Below are 16699 nucleotides of genomic sequence, written 5' to 3' on the forward strand. Positions count from 1 at the left end.
GCTCGTCCGGGAGGTTCTGATCGTGGCTGAGCAACTCAGTACGAGAGGGCCGGTACCCGGCCCTCGGGTCGTTTGACCCCAGGGCGGACCGGCCCAGCGAGAACGTCCGTGCGGGTATGGCACGGACAACAAAGGAGCCCACCGTGACTGATGCACGCTCCGTCATCGCTCCCTCGAAAGCCCGCTCCGACAAGAGCGGAGGCTCCGGAAAGGGAGCCGGCACCTCGCCCCGCAAATCCTTCGTGATCGACACCTCCGTGTTGTTGTCCGACCCCTGGGCCATGACGCGTTTCGGTGAACATCACGTGGTGTTACCGCTGGTGGTCATCAGCGAACTGGAGGCCAAACGGCACCATCACGAACTCGGCTGGTTCGCCCGCGAAGCCCTGCGCAATCTCGACGATCTGCGTTTGGAATTCGGCCGGTTGGACCTGCAGGTCCCGATCGGCACCGAGGGCGGCACGCTGCAGGTGGAGTTGAATCACACCGACCCGGAGGTGCTCCCGGTCGGGTTCCGCACCGACACCAACGATTCCCGCATCCTCGCCTGTGCGCTCAACCTCGCCGCCGAGGGGCAGCGAGTAGTGCTGGTGTCCAAGGACATTCCGCTGCGGGTGAAGGCGGGCGCGGTGGGCCTGCCCGCCGAGGAATACCACGCCCAGGACGTGGTGATCTCCGGCTGGACCGGAATGACCGAGCTCGAGGTGGGCGCCGAGTGCGTCGACCGGCTCTACGCCGATTCGGTCATCGATCTGGACGAGGCCCGGGACCTGCCCTGCCACACCGGGATTCGGCTGCTCGGCGCCAAGGGCAGCGCGCTGGCGCGGGTGACCGCGGACAAGCGGGTGCAGCTGGTCCGCGGCGATCGGGAGGCCTTCGGCCTGCACGGCCGCTCGGCCGAACAGCGCATCGCCCTCGATCTGCTGCTGGACGAGAGTGTGGGCATCGTCTCGCTGGGCGGCAAGGCCGGCACCGGCAAATCGGCCCTGGCGCTCACAGCGGGCCTGGAAGCGGTGCTGGAACGGCGTTCTCAGCGCAAGGTGGTGGTCTTCCGGCCGCTGTACGCGGTGGGCGGTCAGGAGCTGGGCTATCTGCCCGGCAGTGAGAGCGAGAAGATGGGCCCGTGGGCCCAGGCGGTCTTCGACACCCTCGACGGCCTGGCGAGCCCGGAGGTGATGGAGGAGGTGCTGGCCCGCGGCATGCTGGAGGTCTTGCCGCTCACCCACATTCGTGGCCGGTCGCTGCACGATTCGTTCGTGATCGTGGACGAGGCGCAGTCGCTGGAACGCAATGTGCTGCTCACCGTGCTCAGCCGGTTGGGCAGCGGCTCGCGGGTGGTGCTCACCCACGACGTCGCTCAGCGCGACAACCTTCGGGTGGGCCGCCACGACGGAGTCGCGGCGGTGATCGAAAAGCTCAAGGGCCACCCGCTTTTCGCTCACGTCACGCTGACTCGCAGCGAGCGCTCGCCGATCGCCGCGCTGGTCACCGAGATGCTGGAGGAATACGGGCCCAACGCCTGACGGCGGCCGGCCGAGCGAAAACCCCGAGGCGGTAGCGGACCTGTTCCGCTACCGCCTCGGCGGCAAAAGCCGTGCCCCAGCAAACATTCGGAATATGGTTCATCTCACACGGTGGCGGGTATATTTCCGCAAGAACCCTGCTCGACGTGATTGTCGGTGTGTCAGATAGGTTCGCCGGATCATTGCCGAGCGCTGGCCTGTGGGTCGGTGGTGTCGCATACGGCACTGTCTGCCTTCACCTTCCGAGAGGATGAACATGCACCACTTCGCTCGACGTTCCGCCGCCGTTGTGATGGCCTTCGCCGGGACGGCGCTGCTGTTCACCGCCGCCTGCAGTAACGACAACAACGACAACAACAGCTCGGGGACCACCACGACCCATGTCGGTGCTGCCGAGACCACCGGCGCGATGGCTACCGGAACCATGGTTACGGGCACCATGACGCCGGGCGAGACGCCGCCGGGCACTGCCGCGGCCACGGAAACCAAGATCGCGACCCAGAACGGCCAGGAGATCGCGGTCTCCGGCCACATCCTCACCAAGTACACCGACATGGGCGGTGTGCAGAGCCCGCTCGGCGAGCCCACCGGCGCCTCGGTCCAGGGGTCCAACGGTGGTTCCTGTCAGGAGTTCACCGGCGGTGCGATCTGCTGGAGCGAGCAGACCGACGCCCACGTGGTGTGGGGCGATATCCGCACGGCCTGGGAGAGCAACGGCGGCGTGAACGGCAAGCTCGGCTATCCGACCAGCGACGAGAAGGACAACCCCACCGGTAAGGAGAGCGACTTCACCGGCGGCACGATCACCTGGAACTCCGCCGATCGGCAGACCACGGTCACCGCCAAGTAGGCGAACCGCGCGGCGCGGCGGCGAGGCGTCGTCACGGTCTCGCGGGCCGCGCCGCTGTGTATCGCACGGCGTCCGCGCGTAATTCCCCCGTTCGGCCCGGGCAGCCGGTACCTTGTCGGGGTGCAAACTCAGTTGACCGATCGTGAGCTGCTGGAATCGCTCGCGCACGCGGTGGAAGACAATCTCCGGCGCCACACCGAACTGGCGCAGGTCTGGCAGCCGCACGAGTACGTGCCCTTCAGTGACGGACGCAGTTTCGGCTTCCTCGGTGGTGTCGACTGGGATCCGGAACAGGCCACCCTGGGCGAGGTTGCCACGGTTGCGCTCACCGTGAGCGTGCTGATCGCCGACAATTTGCCGTCGTACCATCGCGAGCTCGGCAAGTACCTGCGCACCGGGCCGTGGTGGCGCTGGGTCGGCCGGTGGACGGCCGAGGAGAACCGCCACGAGATCCTCATCCGCAACTATCTGATGGTGACGCGGGCGGTGGATCCGGTCGAACTCGAGCGCGCGCGGATGGAACATATGACCACCGGCTTCCGCCGGCCGGCGCTGCATCTGCTCGATGTGCTGGCGCTGTGCGCCTTCGAGGAGTCCGCCTCGGCCGTGCGGCATCGCAATATCGCCGCGCTGCAGGAGAATTCGATGGTGACCGCGATCGCGGACCGGATCGCGCTCGACGACGAATTGCAGTCGGAGTTCTTCGGCAATCTGGTCGCCGCGGCGCTGGACCTGGTGCCGGATCAGACCATGCGGGCGATCGCCGATCGGATCGCCGAGTTCCGGGTTCCCGAACTCACCCTGCGCGACGGCCGCAACAGTACCGACGTCCTGGCCGAGGCCGGCATCTACGAGCCGAAGCGCGCCGGCGAACTGGTTTTCGCGCCCCTGCTGGAACGCTGGAACATCTTCTCGCGCACCGACTTCGGCACCACCGGTGAGGCGGCACGGGCGGAGATCGCCCACCTGCGCGGCTGATGTCGCGACGGTCGTGGTGTGCCGGTGCGCGCACCACGACCTCGGGCACCGGCCGGTGCGGATCCTCGGTCCGCGCCGGGCGCCGCTCGGCTGCGCGTGCTCAGCGCCGGCGGACCAGGTTCCAGATCCCCGCCGCGGTGCCGCGCAGGAAGTTCTCCCAGCTGAAGTGGTCGTGCCACAGGGTGATGCGGCCGTCGACGAGTTCGAACGTGCCGCATACCCAGAACCCGATTTCCAACGGGCCCATGCGCAGGTAGTCGGTGCGCTCGGTCAGCACCGTCTCGCCCTCGACCGCGGGCGCGCCGTCGGTTTCCGCGGCGATGTGGTGAACATCGGCGCGGAAACCGAACGCATCGCGACTGAGCCCGCGCAGCACCGCGCCGACGCGATGGATGCCCCGGATATCGGGCAGCGAGGTGTTCTTCCAGACGATGTCGGGATCCAGCAGATCCAGCGCCTCGTTCACCGCGCTCATTTCCATCGCGGCGAAGAACTCGCGCACCGTGGTCACGGCGTTCTGTTGTAGCTCCGGTAATTCGGCCATAGTCCGACTGTAGGCGTGCGAAGGCGCGGACGGGGGATGATCGGGGTCGTTTCGGCTCGTCGCCGGGTGTTCGGCGCGGTTCAGCCGCGCCGCCGGGCGATCAGCGCCGCCACTCCGTCGAGGATGCGCTCGATGCCGTAGCTCAGAGCCGCATTGCGATCGTCGGCGGGGGTGTCGGCGAAGGCGGCCGCGACCTCGGGATAGCGGTCGGCATGAGCGGCCAGCACCTCGCCGACCTGCCGGGTCATCTCGCTTTCGGCCTGTTCGGGGCCGGTCGCGGCGGTCTGCTGCACCAGGCTGCGGACGTGGCCGTTGAGCAGCACCACCGTGTCGAGGCGTTCGGAGCCCCGTAGACCGGTCCCGGCCAGCGGGGCCAGTGCGGCCTCCATCCAGCCCAGTTCGTTCGGGCCGAGCGGCCGGGCGCCGGCGGTGAGTTCGATGGTCCACGGATGCGCCCGATAGCGCTCGTACATCGTGTAGGACCACTGCCGCAGCGCCTCGCGCCAGGGTTCGGGGTCGGATTCGGCGGCCTCGACCTGCGGCGGCTGCCCCATGCCGTGGTCCAGCATCAACGCGGTGAGCTCGGCTTTTCCGGGCACGTAGCGATACAGCGCCATTTTGGCGCAGCCCAGCCGCTCGGCGAGCCGCTGCATCGATACCGCGGCCATCCCGTCGGCGTCGGCCAGCGCGATGGCCTCGGTCACGATGCGCTCCAACGACAGCGACGGCTTGGGGCCACGCCGGGGGCGCTGCGAAGTACCCCACAGCAGTTCGTGGGCAGTCGGTCCGGTCATGACGCCATCCTCTCCGAATCCGGGCTTGACGGGAAACTGCGTCCAACATACGCTAATCAGCGTCCGATAGACACAGTTACTGACCGAGGGGTCCTCATGCGGAATACGACAGTTCTCATCTCCGGTGCGAGCATCGCCGGCCCGGCGCTGGCCTACTGGCTGCAGCGCTACGGCTTCGCCGTCACCGTCGTCGAGCGGGCGCCCGAATTGCGGCCCGGTGGTCAGGCCGTCGACTTCAAGGGCGCGACCCACCGCACGGTGCTCGAGCGGATGGGCGTCTGGGAGGAGATCCACCGCCGGCAGACCGGCAAGACCGATATGGTCCTCACCGACGCGGAGGGCCGCGAATTGGCTGTCATGTCAGGCGATTTCACCGGTGGCGATGTCGAGATCCTGCGCGGGGACCTGGCCGAGATCTTCTACGAGCGCACCGCGGACCGCTGCGAATGCCTGTTCGGCGATTCCGTGACCGTGCTGCGCGAGACCGCTACCGGTGTCGAGGTGGAATTCGAGAACGCGCCCGCCCGCACCTTCGACCTGGTGGTCGGATGCGACGGTATCCACTCCCGGGTGCGCGCGCTGGCCTTCGGTCCCGAGGCCGACTACGTCAAGCACCTGGGCTACTACTACTGCACCGCCGGTGCGGCCGGCTGGGGCCACGATCCGAACGGGCCGCGGCAGCGCAACCGCTCGCTCGCCTACAGCGAACCCGGACGGCTCGCGGTCCGCGGCGGCAACAAGGCCGCGCACATGTACATGTTCGCCGCCGATCGGCTCAGCTACGACCGGCGCGACGAAGCGGCGCAGCGGCGGGTGCTGGCCGGGGCCTTCGCCGGAGCCGGGGGACCGGTCCCGGCGATGATGGCCGAACTGTCCGGACTCGACTCCTTCTACCTGGACTCGATCGGGCAGGTGCGGATGAAGGGCCGCTACACCACGGGCCGGATCGCGCTGGTCGGCGACTCCGCGTACGGAAATACGCTGGGCGGCTTCGGAACCGGGCTCGCGGTGGTCGGCGCCTATGTGCTGGCCGGTGAGCTGGCGCTGGCCGACGGCGACCATACCGCGGCCTTCGCGCGGTACGACGAACTGATGAAGCGCTACGCCAAGATCGCGGGCAACAGCAACGCCGGCCGCTTCCTCGCGCCGCGCACCGCCCGCGGGATCCGGATGCGCAACTGGTTCCTCGGCTCGCGCATGTTCGACCTGATGCTGAAGTACAGCGACAATGCCGCCAACGACATCGAATTGCGCGACTATCCGGCGCTGGTGGCGGCCTGAAACGCACTTCCGGATCCGACCTCCCGGCGCGCCCCGGCGGCCGGACCCGGAGACCGTGTGATCAGTCCTGTTCCTCGACCTTCGCCATCGACAGCACGTCCAGCCGGCGATCGAGCTCCTCTTCCGACAGCTTCTCGCCGATCAATCCGCGATCGACGACCGTCTCGCGAATCGTCTTGTTCTCGCGCAGTGCCTGTTTGGCCACGGCGGCCGCTTCCTCGTAGCCGATGGCCGAGTTCAGCGGTGTGACGATGGACGGCGAGGACTCCGCGAGCCGGCGCAGCCGTTCGGTATCGGCGGTCAGGCCGGCCACGCACTTGTCGGCGAAGAGGCGAGACACATTGGCCAGCAACCGAATCGACTCCAGCACGTTGCGGGCCATCATCGGAATGTAGACGTTCAGTTCGAAGGCGCCGTTGCCGCCACCCCATGCCACCGCGGCATCGTTGCCGATCACCTGGGCGGCGACCTGCGTAACCGCTTCCGGCAGCACCGGATTCACCTTGCCGGGCATGATCGAGGAGCCCGGCTGCAGATCCGGCAGCTGGATCTCCGCGAGCCCGGTGAGCGGTCCGGACCCCATCCAGCGGATATCGTTGGCGATCTTGGTGAGACTGATGGCGATCGTGCGCAGCGAACCGGAGATCTCGACCAGACCGTCGCGGGCGGCCTGGGCCTCGAAGTGGTTGCGGGCCTCGGACAGTTCGTCCAGCCCGGTCGTCTTGCGCAGTTCCGCAACGACTTTCGCGCCGAAGCCGGCCGGTGCGTTGAGTCCGGTGCCGACGGCGGTGCCGCCGATGGGCAATTCACCGAGCCGCGGCAGCGCGGCGACCAGGCGTTCGGTACCGGCCTCGACCTGGCGGGTGTAGCCGCTGAACTCCTGGCCGAGCGTCACCGGAACGGCGTCCATCAGGTGGGTGCGGCCGGACTTCACCACGGTCCGCCATTCGGTGGCCTTGTCCAGCAGTCGCAGCCGCAGATGATCCAGCGCCGGAAGCAGTTCCTTCACCACGGCCTCGGTGGCGGCCAGATGCGTCGCGGTGGGGAAGGTGTCGTTGGACGACTGGGACATGTTCACGTCGTCGTTGGGGTGCACGGTGATGCCGCGGGCGGCGGCCAGGCTCGCGATCACCTCGTTGGCGTTCATATTCGAGCTGGTGCCGGAGCCGGTCTGGAAGACGTCGATGGGGAACTGGTCGTCGTGGCGGCCCTCGGCGATCTCGTTCGCGGCGGCGATGATCGCCTCGGCCTTCACACCGTCGAGCAGCCCCAGATCCCGGTTCACCACCGCACACGCGGCCTTCAGCAGGCCGAGGGCGCGGATCTGAGCGCGTTCGAGGCCGCGGCCGCTGATCGGGAAGTTCTCCACCGCCCGCTGCGTCTGCGCCCGCCACAGTGCGTTCACCGGAACGCGGACCTCGCCCATGGTGTCGTGTTCGATGCGGTACTGCGTCTGGTCGTCGGTCATAACTCGACACTAAGCCGGTTGGCGGAGCGAGTGGGCTGCCACGCCTGAGGCTTTTCGCACAGGAACCGGCGGAATACCGGCGGTTCGTTCGGATCGCGGCGCGGCCGGGCCGCCGGCAGGCGATGCCCGCCGACGGCCCTGCCGCACTCGCTGTCAGATGTAGACGTAGGCGACGCCGTTACTGGTGCCTCCCGGGGTCGTGGCCGTGATCTGCACTGTCCCGGCCGTTCCCGCCGGTGCGACGGCGGTGATCTGAATGGCGGAATCGACAGTGAACGAGGTGGCCGGTGTGCCGCCGAAATCCACTGCGGTCGTGCCGGTCAGATCCGTCCCCGCGAGAACGACGGTGGTCCCCCCGGCGGCGGGGCCGACGTTGGGTACCGCCGCGAGCAGGGTCGGTACGGCGATGTAGGTGTAGGCAGTGCCGTTACTGGTACCTCCCGAGGTGGTGGCGGTGATCTGCACCGTCCCGGCTGTTCCGGCCGGTGCGAGGGCGGTGATCTGAGTGGCGGAGTCGACTGTGAACGAGGTCGCCGGTGTGCCACCGAAATCCACTGCCGTGGTGCCGGTGAGGTTCGTTCCGGTGAGGACGACGGTGGTTCCGCCGGTGACCGATCCGACATTGGGTACCGCCGCGACCAGGGTGGGCACGCGGAGTCGACAGTGAACGAGGTCGCCGGTGTGCCACCGAAACTCACTGCCGTGGTGCCGGTGAGGTTCGTTCCGGTGAGGACGACGGTGGTTCCGCCGGTGACCGATCCGACATTGGGTACCGCCGCGACCAGGGTGGGCACGGACGACGGTGGTTCCGCCGGTGACCGATCCGACGTTGGGTACCGCCGCGACCAGCGTGGGCACCGCGACGTACGTGTAGACGACACCGTTGCTGGTACCACCCGGTGTCGTGACGGTGACCTGCACCGCCCCGGCAGCCCCCGCCGGCGCGACCGCGGTGATCTGGGTGGCGGAGTCGACGGTGAACGAGGTGGCCGGTGTCCCACCGAAACTCACCGCCGTGGCGCCGGTGAGGTTCGTTCCGGTGAGGACGACGGTGGTCCCGCCGGTCACCGATCCCGCCGGGGGAGTGATGCCGGCCAGGGTGGGTACCGCGACGTAGGTGAACGCGACGCCGTTGCTCGTGCCGCCCGCGGTGGTGGCGGTGATCTGCACGGTCCCGGCCGTTCCCGCGGGTGCGACGGCGGTGATTTGAGTGGCGGAGTCGACGGTGAACGAAGCCGCGGGTGTGCCACCGAAATTCACTGCCGTGGTGCCGGTGAGGTTGGTTCCGGTGAGGACGACGGTGGTTCCGCCGGTTACCGGGCCCACGTTCGGCACAGCTGTGATCAAGGTGGGCACGGCGATGTAGGTGTAGGCGACGCCGTTGCTCGTACCACCTGGTGTCGTGACGGTGACTTGTACGGTCCCCGCCGCTCCTGCGGGTGCGACGGCGGTGATCTGGGTGGCGGAGTCGACGGTGAACGAGGTGGCCGGTGTGCCACCGAAACTCACCGCGGTGGTGCCGGTGAGGTTCGTTCCGGTGAGGACGACGGTGGTCCCACCGGTCACCGATCCGATGTTGGGCACGATCGCGGTCAACGTGGGCACCAGGAGATACGTGTAGGCGACACCGTTGCTGGTTCCGCCTGGGGTGGTGACGGTGACGAGGACCGTGCCGGCCGCGTGGGCGGGGGCGACGGCGGTGATCTGGGTGGCGGAGTTGACGGTGAAGGACGTGGCCGGTGTGCCACCGAAGCTGACACTCGTGGCGCCGGTCAGATCGGTCCCGGTGAGAACGACCGTCGTTCCGCCGGCGATCGGCCCCGAGCTGGGAGCGATTGTGGTGAGGACCGGTACGGCGACGTAGGTGTAGGCGACGCCGTTGCTGGTTCCGCCTGCGGTGGTGACGGTGACGAGGACCGTGCCGGCCGCGTGGGCGGGGGCGACGGCGGTGATCTGGGTGGCGGAGTCGACGGTGAACGAGGTGGCCGGCGTAGGTGAACGGGACGCCGTTGCTGGTTCCGCCTGGGGTGGTGACGGTGACGAGGACCGTGCCGGCCGCGTGGGCGGGGGCGACGGCGGTGATCTGGGTGGCGGAGTCGACGGTGAACGAGGTGGCCGGTGTGCTGGGCACTGCGGCGTAGGTGTAGGCGACCCCGTTGCTGGTGCCGCCCGAACCGGTGACGGTGACCTGCACCGTGCCGGCCGCATGAGCGGGCGCGACGGCAGTGATCTGCGTTGGCGAGTTCACGGTGAAAGTTGTTGCGGTAGTGCCGAACCGGACGGTCAACGGGCCGGTGAACCCGGTGCCGGTGATCGTGACGTTGTTCCCACCCGAGGTGGGGCCGGCGGTCGGGGAAATGGAGGTGATGGTCGGAACGACGACATAGACGTAGGTCACCGGGTTGCTGGTGCCGCCCGGTCCGGTAACCGTCACGGAGACGATTCCGGTGCCCGCCGGGGCGACAGCGGTGATCTGAGTGTCGGAATCGACAGTGAACGAGGTCGCCGGAGTCGCACCGAAATTGACTGCCGTGACTCCGGTGAGGCCCGACCCCGTGAGAGTGACCGTCGTGCCGCCCGCGGTCGACCCCTGGCTGGGGCTGATGCTGTTCAATGCGGGAACGGCGAGGTAGGTATACGGCAATCCGTTGCTGGTGCCCGCCGACGTGGTGACGGTGACCTGTACGGTACCGACGGATCCGGAAGGCGCGATCGCGGTGATCTGCGTCGGCGAATCGATCGTGAAAGTCGTTGCGGTAGCGCCGAATCGCACGGTAGTGGGGCCGGTGAACCCGGTACCGGTGATCGTGACGCTGGTTCCTCCGGTCGCAGGTCCGGACGTCGGCGAGAGTGAGGTGATGGTAGGCACGGCATTTGCCTCCTGACTGCTGTGATGGGCAGCGCGGATAGCTGCCCGGGTTGCTCTGTGCTTCCGCTACTTCAATTAACGTCCGTGAAACATGCTGTGGGACGCTCTGCCCGGTTCGTTTTCGTCCGTTATCGCCTTTCCGTCCTGTTCCAAGATCAGCAAGCACCTTGTGCCGCAGCGTGTTTCGGCGTCGGTGCGGCCGTGCTCCGAGAGGACGAACGATCGGGGCGTCCGTGGCAGTTGTGGAAAACGGACGAAAACGGATCGGAGATCCGTTGCTGCCCAACGGTGTTAGGGGGCTTAATGGAAAGCGGGCCACCGATCGAGTAAGGCAACCACCCGGTATGCGGACACGCGGATCATCGCGTTCGCCGTGCCCGGAAAAAGGTCGCGCAGCTCATCGTGGTCGTGATGGGCGGGATCGGTAACGGAATTTCCTGCACCTGTGCCGGCGCTGTACCGGCTTCCAGCCGGTTGCGGTACGCGTCGGCGGCCCCGCGTGAGGTGCGGTTGTCGATCGAGCCGCCGCGGGGGCGGTGGTTTCAGGGGTAAGGGGGTTTCCTTGGCTACCGTTCTGAAGATGCTGCTGGCGCAGCAGCATCTCACCAGCCACGCGGATTTCCTGGCCGCGTACGACACCTGCGCCGCGCGCCTCGATCCACCCATCCCGCCCGGCTACGGTCCGGCGAAGACCCAGTACTACCAGTGGCTTTCGGGCAAGATGCTCGGCCTTCCCCGTGACTACCACTGTCGGGTGCTGGCCGAGATGTTCCCCGGCTGGACGGTCGAAAATCTGTTTCGGACGGCGGATGCCACACCCCTCGGCACGGGAGCGCGCGAAACGGGTCCCGTGATCGACGTCGAACTCGAGGCATTTCTCGGCGCCGAGATGATTTCCGGCGGAATAACTCTCGTCTACCCGTCCCTGGAGCTGCCTCTGCGATCCGTGCCGGCGCACCGGGTGGTCGATACTGCCGACCTGTGCGCAGTCGAGGGGCAACTCCGCGCGTTCGCGGCCGATCATCGCTTGAATGTGCTTGCGGCATTGCCGGAGCGGGAGGTTCGCGGACTGCTGTACGTGTTGTCCATGCTTCAGCGCCGGACCGGTCTCTCGGCCGATGTCCGGAGCGACCGGGAGGTTGTCGCGCACGACGACCGGCCCTACGTCAGCTTCGGGCTGACCGGAAACGCTTGCACAGGGAGGTATCTCGACACCGCCGACCGGCCGCTGTTCACCCTCGACGACAGCCCCGCCGGATCGGAGCAACTGGCGTTGACCGACGGAAGCCGATTCGGCCCGAGCGGAGGACACAGCATCGGCATCATCGCGCGAGTGCGGCCGAGCCCGGCGTTGCACCGCAGCCGATACCGGATTTTCTGCGCCGGCTTGGGACCGAGAGGTACCACCGGGGCGAGCTGGTACCTCGCCAACTCGTGGAGTCTTTTGCAGCGCCGAGTAAGTGACCACGAGTTCGTCGCCGTCGTCGACGTCGGGGACGACGGCGACGAGACTGCCCGCCTCGAGTATCTGCTGATCGAATCGGCGCAGTGAGGCGCAAACCCGGCACTGCGCTCCCACCCTGGAGCGCCTGTCGAGGCGGATACCTGCCGACGGGTTTCGGCCGCCTCGATTTTGCAGCGACGGAGGGAGGGAGCGCAGCGACTGACCGGAGGAGTGAAAAATCGAGGCCAAGAGGCCGAAACCCCGCCGGAGCGAAGCGGAGGCCGATATTACGGCAGCGGCGGAATCGCGGTCTCGTCGCCGACGAAGTCGACCGAGGCGTACTCGTGCAACTTGGTCAGGCGGTGGTAGGCGTCGATGATGCGCACGGTGCCGGATTTGGAGCGCATCACGATCGACTGGGTCGAGGCGCCGCCGCTGTAGTACCGCACACCGCGCAGCAGGTCGCCGTCGGTGACGCCGGTGGCGGAGAAGAAGACGTTCTCACCCGAGACCAGGTCCTCGGTGGTCAGGATGCGGTCGAGGTCGTGACCGGCATCGAGCGCCTTCTGCTTCTCGGCGTCGTCGGTGGGGGCCAGCTTGCCCTGCAGCGCACCGCCCATACAGCGCAGCGCGGCGGCGGCGATGATGCCCTCGGGGGTGCCGCCGATGCCGACCAGCATGTCGGTGCCCGACTCGGGACGGGCGCAGGCGATGGCGCCGGCCACGTCGCCGTCGGAGATCAGGCGGATGCGCGCGCCCGCGTCACGGACCTCCTGGATGTGGCGCGCGTGGCGGGGCCGGTCCAGCACACAGACGGTGAGGTCGGAAACCAGCGAATTCTTGGCCTTCGCCACCCGGCGCAGGTTCTCCGCGATCGGAACGGAGAGATCGATGACGTCGGCCGCCTCCGGGCCGACCGCGATCTTCTCCATGTAGAACACCGCCGAGGGGTCGAACATGGCGCCGCGTTCGGCCACGGCGAGCACCGCGATGGCGCCCGGCGAACCCTTGGACATCAGCGTGGTGCCGTCGATCGGGTCGACCGCGAAGTCGACCTCCGGCCCGGTCCCGTCGCCCACGGCCTCGCCGTTGTAGAGCATCGGGGCCTCGTCCTTCTCGCCCTCGCCGATCACGACGGTGCCGCGCATGGAGACGGTGGCCACCAGTTGCCGCATCGCGTCGACGGCCGCACCGTCGCCGCCCTCCTTGTCACCGCGGCCGACCCAGCGGCCCGCGGCCATCGCACCGGCCTCGGTCACCCGGACCAACTCCAGTGCGAGGTTGCGGTCCGGGGCCTCGCGGCGGCGACTGGTTGCGGGTGTGGGTGCCGTCATGACGGTGCCTCCTCGAGTTGTGTTTTGCTGCGTGAATTGTCGCAGAACGGTCGGATCCGCCATTCAGGTACTGCTGTTCCACTTCGCGGGAAGAGCGTCCGCGCCGGTGAAGGCGGCTGTGATGTCGGCCTCGTGGCCGGAGGGCGAGGCTCGGCGGCTTCGGCCGCGTGTGGATACTTGGGACGTGTCGCAGAAACCACGCATCCTCAACGACTACCGGGATCTGATCTGGTCGCTGATCCCGCTGGTACTGATCTGCGTGGTGCTGGCCGCGGTGGCCAGTCAGTGCAGCTTCTCCGCGCACGGGCCCACGCCCGGTCAGGTGCCGAATTTCGATGTCCAATCGGCATTGCACGACGACGCGAAGGCGCTGCCCTTCCCGATCCGCGACCCCGCGGTTCCGGCGGACTGGAAGGCCAATTCCGGCAGTCGCGACACTGTGACCGGAACCGGTGGCGGCACCGTCAGCACCGTCGGTTTCATCACCTCCAACGGCACCTACCTGCAGCTGAGCCAGAGCAATGCGAGCGAGAGCGCGCTGGCCGCCCACATCGTCGACACCCGCAGTCCTTCCGGGTCCCGGATGGTGGGCAACCAGAAGTGGACCGTCTACCACGTGCAGGGCAGTGAATCGGCCTGGGTCTCCGACTTCGGGCAGAGCCGCGTGCTGCTCAAGGGCGCCGCGAACGAGGCGGCCTATCTGACGCTCGCGCAGGCCGTCGACGCGGCCGCCCCGCTGCAGCCCTGAGGATCGCCGCCCCGTAGCTCAGCGGTGGCTCACGACGTTGACCACCGTGCCGTCCGGATCGCGGACGAAGAATCGCCGCACACCCCACGGCTCGTCGCGCAGCGCGTAGACCACCTCGGCTCCGGCGGCGACCATCGTCTCGTGCGCGGCGTCCACATCGGCGACCTCGACGCTGATATCCGGCTGCGGCTCATCGGCATTCGCGCCGATCAGCAGGATCTGCGCGGTCGGATTGCTCGGTGAGGCCAGCCCGACCGCCCAGCCGAGATCCATCACCTCGTCCAGGCCCAGCGCCCGGTAGAAGGCGCGCGCCCGCGCCATATCGGCGACCCGCAGATCCGGGACGACACGACGGATGTCCATGCTCAATCCTGCTCTGCGCCGCGCCGCGACAGGGCGTCCTCGACCCGGCGGCGGGCTCCGGCGAGATGTTCCTCGCAGCGGTTGGCCAGTGCCTCACCGCGTTCCCACAGGGCCAGCGAATCGTCGAGGTCCATTCCGCCCTGTTCGAGCATCTTCACGACGTTGACCAGCTCGTCGCGGGCGCGTTCGTAGCCGAAGGTCGCGATTTCGGCGACGTCGCTCTCGGTCATGACGACTCCTCCTGTTCGGATGGCGGTGCCGGCCGGTCCGTAACCCGCTGAGCCGGCAGGGGATTCGCGAGGGCCTGACTGCCCAGGGCCGCGGCGCTGATCGCGCCGTCGGCGACCCGGATACGCAACTGCGTGCCCGGCGGGGAGTCGGCGACGGTGCGCACGACATGGCGTTCGGTACCGGTAACCCGTTGTACGACAGCGTATCCGCGCGCCAGGGTGGCGGCCGGGCCCACCGCGGTGAGCTTGTCGCGCAGATGCCGCGCGGTGGTGGCCTGGGTGGTGAGGCAGTGCTCGACCGCGCGGTGGGCCGCGGTGCGCAGCCGCTCGATCTCGTCGTGGCGCTGCTCCAGAATCCGTAGCGGATCGGCCAGTACCGGGCGCGACCGCAGCTGCTGCAACGCGCGCGCCTCGCGATCGACCCAGCCGCGCAGGGCGGCGGCCGAGCGGGCGCGCATTTCCCGGACACCGGCGAGTTCGGCCGCGGCGTCGGGGACCAGCGTTTTGGCCGCATCGGTCGGGGTGGCCGCGCGCAGATCGGCGACGTAGTCAGAGAGCGGATTGTCCGGCTCGTGCCCGATCGCGCTGACGATCGGGGTGGTCGCGGAAACGATGGCGCGGCACAGGGTTTCGTCGGAGAACGGCAGCAGATCCTCGACACTGCCACCGCCGCGCGCCAAGACGATCACCTCGACCTCCGGGTGATCGTCGAGCTCGGCCAGCGCGTCGAGTATCTGCGGCACCGCGGTGGGGCCCTGTACGGCGGTGTTGCGGATCTCGAAACGCACCGCGGGCCAGCGCTTCTGGGCCACGGTCACCACATCGTGTTCGGCGGCACTGGCGCGGCCGGTGATCAGGCCGATCACCTTGGGCAGGAACGGCATCGGCCGCTTCAGCCGCGGATCGAACAAACCCTCGGCCGCCAGCAGCGCCTTCAGCCGTTCGATGCGGGCCAGCAGTTCGCCGATACCGACGGGGCGAATCTCGGTGACGCGCAACGAGATCGTGCCCCGGCCGGTGAAATACGACAGTTTGCCGTAGACCACCACCCGGCTGCCCTCCTGCAGCGGGACGGCCGAGGCGCGCAGCAGTTGCGGATCGCAGGTGATCGACAGCGACATGTCGGCGGCGGTATCGCGCAGCACCAGGAATGCGGTGCGGGTGCCGGGCCGCAGATTGATCTGGGTGATCTGTCCCTCCACCCAGACGCTGCCCAGTCGATCGATCCACTGCGCGACCTTCATCGCGATGGTGCGCACCGGCCACGGCTGTTCGGCCGAGTTGGCGGGGCGGGCAGCAGAACGCGCCGGTTCCCCGGAGGCTCGAGCCCCGGCGGCCGGCGCGTCGGCGTGTGAGTCGGTCACTTGGCCTGCACGGTGGCGATCCGGTTCGTCAGCATGGTCACGAACGGCGCCCGGTCGAGGGTCTGCTGCTCGTAGGCCAGCAGGTCGGCCAGTTCCTCGACGCTGAGCATGCGCAGCCGGGCCCGCAGCTGAGCCAGCGTCATGTTCGCGTAGTCGTACCGGCCTGCGACCTCGGGTTCGATCACACCGCGCGATTGCGCCGGTGCGGACGCCGCAGTGCCGGCGTCGCCCGTTCCGGCGGTGTCCGTGTCCTCGCCGGTCGCCTCGGTGGCCCCCGCGTCGGCCGCCTCGGCGGCGGTGCTCTCCGCTGCGTCCGTTTCCGCGGTGGCCGCTTCGGTAGTGTCCGACTCCGCAGTGTGAGATGCGGCATAGCCGTTGGTCGCCGAGGGGGTGACAGAGTCCGTCGGTTCCGGGACGCCTTCGACCGGGTCGGATTCGGCGAACAGATCGAAGCGGCTGAGCCGTGCGGCGAAATCGCTGTCGCTCCGCGCAGCGAAATCGCCGCTGCCGAACGGTTGCTCGTCGTCGAGATCCTCGTCGAAGGTGGCCCATTCCGGCTGCTCCACCGGGCGATTGGCCAATCTGTCGAAGACCTCGTCACCCTTGAGGGCGAGGCTGGTCACGAACTGCTGCAGATGCATCGAGGTCTGCAGCAACTGGCTGATCGCGGTGATCGGCAGATGGATTGCCACAGTGGGTAACCGGCGAGTTTCCTCGAGGGCGTAGACGGCGGCCCCAGCGGCGACCCTGGCCAGGTAGGGAGGTCGGAACATGTCCCTAGCCTGCCCGAAACGGCCGGTGATGCAAAGAACAGAGTTCACGTGTTCCATTCTCGCGCGTCCCGTCACACCGCCGCACCCGCTGTACGCGGGCGGGACTTTCCCCGTCGGCCGGCGCACGTAAGCTGTG

15 protein-coding genes and 3 pseudogenes are annotated in these 16699 nt (G+C 68.2%); 6 read left to right on the forward strand and 12 right to left on the reverse strand.

Annotation, left to right across the window (positions count from 1 at the left end; translation table 11 throughout):
• Window positions 1-143: 143 nt before the first annotated feature.
• The 3 genes from IG65_RS0131535 to IG65_RS0131545 all read left to right on the forward strand — a co-directional run bounded on the left by IG65_RS0131535 (window position 144) and on the right by IG65_RS0131545 (window position 3351).
• Window positions 144-1523 carry a PhoH family protein gene (locus tag IG65_RS0131535; RefSeq protein ID WP_030518600.1) on the forward strand — a complete coding sequence of 460 codons (1380 nt, stop codon included), beginning with the start codon at window positions 144-146 and terminating at the stop codon, window positions 1521-1523.
• 256 nt (window positions 1524-1779) lie between these two features.
• The gene (locus IG65_RS0131540; RefSeq protein ID WP_036526315.1) at window positions 1780-2373 is read left to right on the forward strand and encodes an LGFP repeat-containing protein; all 594 of its coding nucleotides are present in this window, start codon (window positions 1780-1782) and stop codon (window positions 2371-2373) included.
• Window positions 2374-2493: 120 nt separating this feature from the next.
• Complete coding sequence (locus IG65_RS0131545) at window positions 2494-3351, forward strand: acyl-ACP desaturase (protein ID WP_030518602.1); 858 nt, start codon at window positions 2494-2496, stop codon at window positions 3349-3351.
• Window positions 3352-3451: 100 nt separating this feature from the next.
• On the opposite strand, the gene IG65_RS0131550 is transcribed toward IG65_RS0131545, so the two are convergent.
• Together IG65_RS0131550 and IG65_RS0131555 are read right to left on the reverse strand one after the other, a co-directional pair.
• Window positions 3452-3895 carry a limonene-1,2-epoxide hydrolase family protein gene (locus IG65_RS0131550; protein ID WP_030518603.1) on the reverse strand — a complete coding sequence of 148 codons (444 nt, stop codon included), beginning with the start codon at window positions 3893-3895 and terminating at the stop codon, window positions 3452-3454.
• Between the two features lie 80 nt (window positions 3896-3975).
• Complete coding sequence (locus IG65_RS0131555) at window positions 3976-4689, reverse strand: TetR/AcrR family transcriptional regulator (protein ID WP_030518604.1); 714 nt, start codon at window positions 4687-4689, stop codon at window positions 3976-3978.
• Between the two features lie 96 nt (window positions 4690-4785).
• Here IG65_RS0131555 and IG65_RS0131560 point away from each other — a divergent pair, with 96 nt between their 5' ends.
• Window positions 4786-5970: an FAD-dependent monooxygenase gene (locus tag IG65_RS0131560; RefSeq protein ID WP_030518605.1), complete on the forward strand. Its 1185-nt coding sequence runs from the start codon at window positions 4786-4788 to the stop codon at window positions 5968-5970.
• Between the two features lie 61 nt (window positions 5971-6031).
• On the opposite strand, the gene IG65_RS0131565 is transcribed toward IG65_RS0131560, so the two are convergent.
• From IG65_RS0131565 to IG65_RS39945, 5 genes and pseudogenes are all read right to left on the reverse strand, one after another.
• Window positions 6032-7438 (reverse strand): class II fumarate hydratase, encoded by a 1407-nt coding sequence (locus IG65_RS0131565; protein WP_030518606.1) that lies wholly within the window; start codon window positions 7436-7438, stop codon window positions 6032-6034.
• A 153-nt stretch (window positions 7439-7591) separates the two neighbouring features.
• Window positions 7592-8089, reverse strand: coding sequence for an IPT/TIG domain-containing protein (locus tag IG65_RS39930; RefSeq protein ID WP_369801629.1), 498 nt, complete (start codon window positions 8087-8089; stop codon window positions 7592-7594).
• 62 nt (window positions 8090-8151) lie between these two features.
• Window positions 8152-8334, reverse strand: a pseudogene (locus tag IG65_RS39935) (hypothetical protein); the annotation flags it as partial.
• Window positions 8315-9646 (reverse strand): annotated as a pseudogene (locus tag IG65_RS39940) (IPT/TIG domain-containing protein); the annotation flags it as partial. The pseudogenes IG65_RS39940 and IG65_RS39935, both read right to left, overlap by 20 nt.
• Window positions 9636-10307 (reverse strand): annotated as a pseudogene (locus tag IG65_RS39945) (IPT/TIG domain-containing protein); the annotation flags it as partial. The pseudogenes IG65_RS39945 and IG65_RS39940, both read right to left, overlap by 11 nt.
• 562 nt (window positions 10308-10869) lie before the next feature.
• Between IG65_RS39945 and IG65_RS0131575 the strand changes: the two are divergent.
• Window positions 10870-11859: a hypothetical protein gene (locus IG65_RS0131575; RefSeq protein ID WP_156055879.1), complete on the forward strand. Its 990-nt coding sequence runs from the start codon at window positions 10870-10872 to the stop codon at window positions 11857-11859.
• A 179-nt stretch (window positions 11860-12038) separates the two neighbouring features.
• Here the strand turns inward: IG65_RS0131575 and glpX are convergent, their stop codons facing one another.
• On the reverse strand, window positions 12039-13085 hold the full coding sequence (glpX, locus tag IG65_RS0131580; RefSeq protein ID WP_030518608.1) for a class II fructose-bisphosphatase: 1047 nt from the start codon (window positions 13083-13085) through the stop codon (window positions 12039-12041).
• A gap of 184 nt (window positions 13086-13269) precedes the next feature.
• Here glpX and IG65_RS0131585 point away from each other — a divergent pair, with 184 nt between their 5' ends.
• Window positions 13270-13833: a DUF4245 domain-containing protein gene (locus tag IG65_RS0131585; RefSeq protein WP_030518609.1), complete on the forward strand. Its 564-nt coding sequence runs from the start codon at window positions 13270-13272 to the stop codon at window positions 13831-13833.
• Window positions 13834-13851: 18 nt separating this feature from the next.
• Here IG65_RS0131585 and IG65_RS0131590 read toward each other — a convergent pair whose 3' ends face one another.
• The 4 genes from IG65_RS0131590 to IG65_RS0131605 form a co-directional block, all read right to left on the reverse strand.
• Window positions 13852-14196, reverse strand: coding sequence for a VOC family protein (locus IG65_RS0131590; RefSeq protein WP_030518610.1), 345 nt, complete (start codon window positions 14194-14196; stop codon window positions 13852-13854).
• Window positions 14197-14198: 2 nt separating this feature from the next.
• Window positions 14199-14426, reverse strand: a complete 228-nt coding sequence (locus IG65_RS0131595) for an exodeoxyribonuclease VII small subunit (protein ID WP_030518611.1) — start codon at window positions 14424-14426, stop codon at window positions 14199-14201.
• Window positions 14423-15670, reverse strand: coding sequence for an exodeoxyribonuclease VII large subunit (gene xseA, locus IG65_RS0131600; protein WP_231509562.1), 1248 nt, complete (start codon window positions 15668-15670; stop codon window positions 14423-14425). The genes IG65_RS0131595 and xseA overlap by 4 nt, the downstream gene beginning before the upstream one ends.
• A gap of 116 nt (window positions 15671-15786) precedes the next feature.
• Window positions 15787-16563, reverse strand: coding sequence for a lipid droplet-associated protein (locus tag IG65_RS0131605; protein ID WP_030518613.1), 777 nt, complete (start codon window positions 16561-16563; stop codon window positions 15787-15789).
• Between the last annotated feature and the right edge of the window lie 136 nt (window positions 16564-16699).

Source organism: Nocardia sp. NRRL WC-3656 (assembly GCF_000720265.1).
Taxonomy (GTDB): domain Bacteria; phylum Actinomycetota; class Actinomycetes; order Mycobacteriales; family Mycobacteriaceae; genus Nocardia; species Nocardia nova.

Excerpts from the sequence above, each read along its gene's own strand:
- IG65_RS0131540 (WP_036526315.1), top strand. The coding sequence starts at position 1,780 with ATGCACCACTTCGCTCGACGTTCCGCCGCCGTTGTGATGGCCTTCGCC.
- IG65_RS0131550 (WP_030518603.1), bottom strand. The coding sequence starts at position 3,895 with ATGGCCGAATTACCGGAGCTACAACAGAACGCCGTGACCACGGTGCGC.
- IG65_RS0131555 (WP_030518604.1), bottom strand. The coding sequence starts at position 4,689 with ATGACCGGACCGACTGCCCACGAACTGCTGTGGGGTACTTCGCAGCGC.
- IG65_RS0131560 (WP_030518605.1), top strand. The coding sequence starts at position 4,786 with ATGCGGAATACGACAGTTCTCATCTCCGGTGCGAGCATCGCCGGCCCG.
- IG65_RS0131565 (WP_030518606.1), bottom strand. The coding sequence starts at position 7,438 with ATGACCGACGACCAGACGCAGTACCGCATCGAACACGACACCATGGGC.
- glpX (WP_030518608.1), bottom strand. The coding sequence starts at position 13,085 with ATGACGGCACCCACACCCGCAACCAGTCGCCGCCGCGAGGCCCCGGAC.
- IG65_RS0131590 (WP_030518610.1), bottom strand. The coding sequence starts at position 14,196 with ATGGACATCCGTCGTGTCGTCCCGGATCTGCGGGTCGCCGATATGGCG.
- IG65_RS0131595 (WP_030518611.1), bottom strand. The coding sequence starts at position 14,426 with ATGACCGAGAGCGACGTCGCCGAAATCGCGACCTTCGGCTACGAACGC.
- xseA (WP_231509562.1), bottom strand. The coding sequence starts at position 15,670 with ATGAAGGTCGCGCAGTGGATCGATCGACTGGGCAGCGTCTGGGTGGAG.
- IG65_RS0131605 (WP_030518613.1), bottom strand. The coding sequence starts at position 16,563 with ATGTTCCGACCTCCCTACCTGGCCAGGGTCGCCGCTGGGGCCGCCGTC.